This window comes from Xenorhabdus vietnamensis (assembly GCF_002127535.1).
Lineage (GTDB): Bacteria > Pseudomonadota > Gammaproteobacteria > Enterobacterales > Enterobacteriaceae > Xenorhabdus > Xenorhabdus vietnamensis.
Genome location: NZ_MUBJ01000048.1, coordinates 1 through 6,552, shown reverse-complemented (window position 1 = coordinate 6,552; position 6,552 = coordinate 1). Strand labels below are relative to the sequence as shown.

Sequence of the window (6,552 nt, the reverse complement as noted above, 5' to 3'; positions counted from 1 at the left end):
ACAGAAAAAAGCGTGGATGAATCCCAATTTTGCCATGCAAGTCCTAAAGGCAGGATTTGAACCCGTGAATGAAAAGTGAGCGCTCATGCTCTTGCCCTGCCGTACACGTTAGCCCGTCACCTTTACATGCAGTGTTGTATCACACACGATGAGGGCCCCCTGTGATTACCAGACTATCTTGACTCACATATTGAATAGTTTGAAATAGCGCGATTATTAGCCGCTTTTAATGGGTAATTCTAACTAATTTTTTATTACTTTTATCAAACCTGATAAAGTTATAAATATGATGTGTTTAAAATGTACCCGTTAGGAGTTGGTTTAATGGATGCTTTCAATGACAGCATTTTTGAAAAAAAATATAAAAACTTTCTTGCTATCCGCAAACAATGGCTGGGAATCATTTTCCAGCACGCGGTTTATCTTGATCAAAACGCCCAGGGGGAAGCCTACCGCCCTGTGGCGATACTGACGGATAAAACCGTTCTGGCCCAGGCAGAAGATATTCTGCTGGTATGGCAGCAATTTGTTGTGGTCAACAAAAATTGGTCACTGGCTTAGCGTTTTTCCAAAATAATCGTTCTGACTCATTGGGTGTTAACCCATTGTTATACCAGTGAGGACGCAGCTGGCTGTAATAACCTGTTATGTATTGGATAATCGAGTGGTAAGCGTCCCTAAAATTTGTATACCCTACCAAAGGGACCCATTCACTTTTTAAGCTCCGAAAAAAACGTTCCATCGGGCTGTTATCCCAGCAATTTCCCCGCCGGCTCAGGCTTTGTTTGATACCATAACGCTGCAATAATCGTCTGAACGCTTTGCTGGTATAGTGGCTGCCTTGATCGCTGTGAAACAGGAGCCCTTGCGGCCTCCCTCTGGATTCAAATGCCCTTGCTAACGCTTTTTTCGTCAGTTCAGAGTCTGGTGAGCAAGACATTGCCCAACCGATGGGCTTACGCGCAAATAAGTCGAGAACGACGGCTAGATAAGCCCAACGTTGACCGGTCCAAATAGAGGTCACATCTCCACACCACACCTGATTTGTAATGGTCAAGAAGTTTCGGACACCTTTCTCGCCTCTTCCCACTGTTTTTCGTGTTCAGCGGGAGAAATTCCCCTATTAAAACTATGAGGACGAATAGGGTTATAATACCCACCCAGATAGTGAGTGATATCCCTGATGGCCTCATGAATGTCCACATAACCTTCTGGGGGGAGCCGGAATACCCGTTCCATGGGGGAATTATCATAGCAGTTGCCTTTGCGGCTCATGCTTTGGATAATTTTATTTTGCCAGAGTAAGCGGCGAAATTTTTTACTGCTGTATTGACTGCCTTGATCGGAGTGAAAAATCAGCCGCCCTTCAGGATGACGCGTTTCCAGCGCATTGTTCAGTGCCCGGCAGACTAATTCCGCATCCGGCGAAGAAGAGATGGCCATCCCCACCACCCGGCGGGAAAATAAATCCATCACCACGGCCAGATAGCACCACCCTCCTGCTGTGCGAATATACGTGATGTCTCCGCACCACTGGGTATTCGGGCGTTCCGGCGCAAAATGCTGGCGTAAGAGATTCGGGGAGGCAAGCGATTCCTCTCCTGCCGGACGGTAACGGTGAACCCCGGCTGACGGCTCTGCAGGCCGCATTCCTGCATTAATCGTCTGGCTTTCCAGCGGCCCACGGGGCGGCCTTCCTGAGTCAGCAGGTGGCTCAGGGTGCGACTGCCTATCGCCCCCCGGCTTTGGTTATACAGTTCACGAACCCGGATGCGTAACTGCAGACGCTCTGTGTCAACCGGGCGTTGCCGCCAGTCATAATAGGCACTGCGTGACACTTGAAGCATCTGACACAATTCCGTGACCAGCCATCGGGGACTCAGCCGTGTGATCAACGCATAGCGCCATGGCGCATCTCACTCATCAGCACGGCCGCCTGCTTTAGGCTCTCTTTTTCCATTTCCAGACGTCTCACCTGTTTTTCCTATGCCTGTATCTGACGCTGCTCGGGTGTCAGGGCTTTGCCCATGGGCGTCATTCCCTGCATTTCGGCCTTGTACTGGCGAACCCATTTCCCCAGAATACTGTTATCAATCCCCAGCGAACGGGCAACATCGATAACCCGTTGTTGATGAAGAACAACCTGTTGAACCGCTTCCAGCTTAAATTCAGCGGAATAGTGGCGTTTGGTGGGGTTCAATTTCATCGTCATACCTCATTGTCGTGTGAATAAGATTAGCTGGCTTTTGAGGTGTCAGAGATCTTTATACCACTACAACCGGCGACCGGCCCCCGTGGTAATTTTTGGTGCGCGATGTTTTCCACCGGCAGCATGATCATTTTCGCGTTTTGGGTTTTGGCGCGATGGGCCTACTGAAGATGATCACCGGTGTCTGCGCCCGCATTTATTTTAATCTGGCTAACACCAGTGTTAGCGCGGCTTTCCCTGTTTTTTTCGGTGCTTTATTGGCTGCAATTTTGGCAAAGTGATGATCATCTTTTGCAATGTGATCATGGTGTTGATCATCAGGCAGGGAGGGATTGACCGAACGGAGATAGCGCCGGGCGGTATTCGGGTTCAGGTTATAATGTTCGGCATATTCACGGATGCTGATCCCCTTTTCAGCGCGTAGTCTATTGAAATTAGCGACGTGTTCCTGCCAGTTCATCCCACTCAACCCAAGTAAATGCTCAATGCCATTGATAATACACAAGCATTAATATGTTTGATTAATGCAATTTAATCCCGAATCCTCACAAGGAATGGTGGATATTTATTTCCTGTTTTTTTCCTATTTTGGAAACAATTTTTTGATATTTATTGTTCAATTCTATTAATAGAGGTAACGCCATTGTCCTTTGACGTAGACTAAACCTGTAGGCCAAATTTTTAATTTTCACTTACTATTATCTAAATTATCACCATGTACCTAAAATTCTGCTATAGTTCAAAAAAACGATAACATAAGGTGAAACCATGTCCGATAATTTTGACAGATTGCTCGAAACCGGAAATCGTGCAAACATTATGCTTAAATGGCTAACAGAACAGATCCATTCAAAGCGTGAAGAATTTGAACAGACCGAGTTTTATAAAACCTATTCAAAGTCTGCTGTTTCTAAACTTCCACATCTGAGCAAACGTGCTGTTGATTCCGCAGTCGAAGAAATGGAGGCTGCGGGGTATGTGTTTAATAAGCGTCATGGAGGAACTTCTACGCAGTTCGCTATGACCCTACAGAACATTATTGATATCTACTCTCATCGTGGCATTAAAACGTATCGTGAGAAACGTGGAAAAGCCTTCGTTATTTTCGTCGTGAATTTAAAAGGTGGCGTATCCAAGACGGTATCGACCGTCACGATGGCACACGGTATGCGTGCGCATCCTTCCTTACTACATGAAGATCTGCGGATTTTGGTTATCGATCTTGATCCACAAGCGTCTTCAACTATGTTCCTAAGCCATTCCCACAGCATCGGACTTGTCAATAACTCCAGCGCACAGGCAATGTTAAGCAAAGACCTTACTCGCGAAGAAATTCTTGAAGAGTTTGTTCAACCTTCTATTGTGCCGGGCGTGGATGTTATCCCTGCTTCCCTTGAAGATGGTTTTATCGCTTCACGCTGGACTCAATTATGTAATGATCACCTGCCGGGTATGAACGAGAATAATGTTCTCCGCGAAAATATCATCGACAAAATCAGTGGTGATTACGATTTTATTTTTATCGATACCGGCCCACACCTCGACCCATTCCTGATCAACTCACTAGCAGCCAGCGATATGCTAATGACTCCGGTTCCACCGCCGCAAGTAGATTTTCACTCAACGTTAAAATATCTAACCCGCTTACCGGAGCTGGTACAGCTTATTGAAGATTCCGGTCTTCAAAGCAACATCATTGCTAACGTTGGGTTCATGTCAAAAGTCATTAATAAACCCGACCACAAACAAATACACAGCTATGCCAAAGACGTGTTTGGTGGCGATATGCTTGATGCTGTTCTTCCCCGACTAGAAGGTTACGAGCGCTGCGGAGAGTCCTTTGATACGGTCATAAGTGCAAATCCACAATCTTACGCAGGCAGCCCTGATGCACTACGCAGTGCAAAAATATCAGCAGAAGATTTTTCCCGTGCAATTTTCGACCGCATTGAACTTCTGAGAGGTGCTGTATGACACAAAAAAACGAAAGACCGATTATTGGCCGCACCTTTACTGAATCACCATTAGCTGGTAAATCATTCGTTTCATCGGTGGAAACCAGTCAGCGCTTCACACTTGCATCCGGCCACAAAGTTATGTTTCACATAGAGACTATTCCTGCTGAACAGATTGCTACTCGCACTTACGTAGATCCAACCATTAATGGACGTGATCAAAATGCGCTCAGCTCGGAATCTTTGGAAGATATTACCCGCACTCTACCTTTACAGCAGTTTTTCCCCCTTATTGGCCGAGAAGTTAATGGACGCATAGAAATTCTGGATGGATCACGCCGTCGCGCCGCAGCACTTATCTGCAATGTCGGCTTTCGAGTTATGTTTACCCGCAGTGAAATATCCCCAGAAGATGCCCGCCAGCTTGCAGCCGATATTCAGACTGCCAAAGAGCATAATATCCGTGAGGTTGGTATCCGTTTGCTTGCTCTACGTGAGAGTGGTATGAGTCAGAAGGAAATCGCTGAGTCCACACGTATTTCCCCAACAAAAGTTACACGAGCAATTCAGGCTGCTTCTGTCCCTGATGAATTACTGTCTGTTTTCCCTATCCAATCAGAATTGACTTATCCTGACTATAAGAAACTGTTCACTGTAGCAGAGATCGCCGGTAAAAAAGACTTATCGCTTAAAGAACTAGTAGCCGATGTTGCGAAAGAGGTGAAAGCCTTACTCTCAGAACAGAAGCTGTTTCCGGAAGATTTCAAAAATGAGGTTATTAAACTTTTTGATAAATCGGTTTCGGAACTGACAGTAAAACCTACAACTAATAAGCCAGTAACAGAAGCCCTCAGAACGTTTGATGACCGCCGCGTTTATGCACGAAAAAAAACCAACACGAAAGAAAGAAAAGTTTCTTACGAGTTTAGCCGGATCAGCAAAGACGTACAGGACAAAATTGATGAGGCTATTCGAACTATCATTGAACAGTACGAATAAATCCTTGTAAGGCCCAGCCAGTCTGGGCTGTATTTCGTGAATCACCTCCCTCAATGACCCACGCCAATTTAACCAATAACCATATGATTATAATGTATTATTTATGATAATTTCGGGGCGAAATCCCGCTCTTTTTATCCTCATGGTTCTGGCTGGTGATGCTATTACATATTATCGTCGTAAAAACAGTTAAACAGGCTGTAAAAACATGACCTCTGTGCAAGTTCTCATAGCCAGATCATTTACAACTGGCATAAAATAACAATACTCGTCCATTAGCGATGAACATTCAGAGGGAATAGAATTCAATAAATCCATTCCTTTTTTTAGCATCGTCCCACAACAGCTATATATTCCTGTTAGCCTTAAATCGAAAATCAGTGATTGGGATACTACCGCCACCTATGTAGGGAGCTAAAAAAAAGTATCTATCCTCCTTTTTCGGATAAGGTCATCCCAAATCTGACATAACAAGGCTGCATTCTTTGCAGCCTTTTTTTCATCCTCTCTCATCCCACCAGCGGGAATTACTGTTTTTGAGAAATCAATGGTCATACCATGACGCGGCTTAAAATGTGCCTGTGTGATGTGTTTCATTTCAAACGTTCTTGGCCGGACACTAGTATCCATGAGGCAAATGATATTTTTGGAGGAACAAAATACATTCAGACGGGCATAGACAAAATCTTTGTCTATTTCAACCTGCGGATGATAGCGGCGAATGGCATCCATGACCTCTTTCGCGGTCAGAGGACGGTTTTCTCTCAGAAGCACATCTGCCAGAGATTTTCTCTTTCACGCTCTTTTCCAAGAAAATGCTAAATGGTTTATATGGACACCGGCCTAATTCAAGTTGATGAAAATATTTTTCTGACAAAAGTAGTCGCAAACATATATTCGGCTTCAAAGAGCCCTGATGAAAATCAGCACTCTCTGTCCCTGTATCTTAAATATAGGTTAAAATAAATACGATTAGATTTGGCACGGTGTATGCAGCCTGTTCTGTCCTGGGGTTTAAAGCCCGTTAATGAGCTATTGGCGCATACACTGAGCCACTCATCTGAAACCCGAACAGTTGTCCGTCATCCATAACGTATTTGCCAGGATGGGTAATCATGAGTCTGCCAAATCCACTTAGTGTGGGTATTGATGTTTCCAAAGCGTCACTGGATATTACAGCCAACAAGAGTGTAGAGTCATTCACAGTCAGTAATGATATTGACGGTTTTGATTCCATTGTATCTGTGCTGAAACAGCACACGGTGTCTTTGATACTGATGGAAGCAACCGGAGCAACTGTCTTCAACCGTATTTTTTAAGAAGTCAACTGATGGTAAGACTCATCCCATATTTGGCTATTTCTAACCATTGCGTTAATGATGGTCAGAA

At 44.7% G+C, this 6,552-nt stretch carries 5 protein-coding genes and 3 pseudogenes; 4 read left to right on the top strand and 4 right to left on the bottom strand.

The window, feature by feature from the left end:
* The first annotated feature begins 300 nt into the window (after positions 1-300).
* Positions 301-561 carry a hypothetical protein gene (locus Xvie_RS19610; protein WP_139838914.1) on the top strand — a complete coding sequence of 87 codons (261 nt, stop codon included), beginning with the start codon at positions 301-303 and terminating at the stop codon, positions 559-561.
* Here the strand turns inward: Xvie_RS19610 and Xvie_RS19605 are convergent.
* The 3 genes and pseudogenes from Xvie_RS19605 to Xvie_RS19595 all read right to left on the bottom strand — a co-directional run.
* Positions 536-1,057: pseudogene (locus Xvie_RS19605) on the bottom strand (IS3 family transposase); the annotation flags it as partial. The gene Xvie_RS19610 and the pseudogene Xvie_RS19605 overlap by 26 nt on opposite strands.
* Positions 1,054-2,200: pseudogene (locus Xvie_RS19600) on the bottom strand (IS3 family transposase). The pseudogenes Xvie_RS19605 and Xvie_RS19600, both read right to left, overlap by 4 nt.
* Positions 2,201-2,405: 205 nt before the next feature.
* Positions 2,406-2,669 carry a hypothetical protein gene (locus Xvie_RS19595; RefSeq protein WP_086110794.1) on the bottom strand — a complete coding sequence of 88 codons (264 nt, stop codon included), beginning with the start codon at positions 2,667-2,669 and terminating at the stop codon, positions 2,406-2,408.
* Between the two features lie 308 nt (positions 2,670-2,977).
* Between Xvie_RS19595 and Xvie_RS19590 the strand changes: the two genes are divergently transcribed.
* Both Xvie_RS19590 and Xvie_RS19585 read left to right on the top strand, forming a co-directional pair.
* Positions 2,978-4,183, top strand: a complete 1,206-nt coding sequence (locus Xvie_RS19590; protein ID WP_086110793.1) for an AAA family ATPase — start codon at positions 2,978-2,980, stop codon at positions 4,181-4,183.
* Complete coding sequence (locus Xvie_RS19585) at positions 4,180-5,163, top strand: ParB family protein (protein WP_086110792.1); 984 nt, start codon at positions 4,180-4,182, stop codon at positions 5,161-5,163. The genes Xvie_RS19590 and Xvie_RS19585 overlap by 4 nt, the downstream gene beginning before the upstream one ends.
* 414 nt (positions 5,164-5,577) lie before the next feature.
* Here Xvie_RS19585 and Xvie_RS19580 read toward each other — a convergent pair whose 3' ends face one another.
* Positions 5,578-5,937, bottom strand: coding sequence for a hypothetical protein (locus Xvie_RS19580; protein ID WP_086110791.1), 360 nt, complete (start codon positions 5,935-5,937; stop codon positions 5,578-5,580).
* 341 nt (positions 5,938-6,278) lie between these two features.
* Between Xvie_RS19580 and Xvie_RS19575 the strand changes: the two are divergent.
* A pseudogene (locus Xvie_RS19575) lies at positions 6,279-6,455 on the top strand (IS110 family transposase); the annotation flags it as partial.
* Between the last annotated feature and the right edge of the window lie 97 nt (positions 6,456-6,552).

Bases quoted from the DNA above. Each gene is read 5' to 3' on its own strand.
- Xvie_RS19610 (WP_139838914.1), top strand. From the start codon at position 301: ATGTACCCGTTAGGAGTTGGTTTAATGGATGCTTTCAATGACAGCATT.
- Xvie_RS19595 (WP_086110794.1), bottom strand. From the start codon at position 2,669: ATGAACTGGCAGGAACACGTCGCTAATTTCAATAGACTACGCGCTGAA.
- Xvie_RS19590 (WP_086110793.1), top strand. From the start codon at position 2,978: ATGTCCGATAATTTTGACAGATTGCTCGAAACCGGAAATCGTGCAAAC.
- Xvie_RS19585 (WP_086110792.1), top strand. From the start codon at position 4,180: ATGACACAAAAAAACGAAAGACCGATTATTGGCCGCACCTTTACTGAA.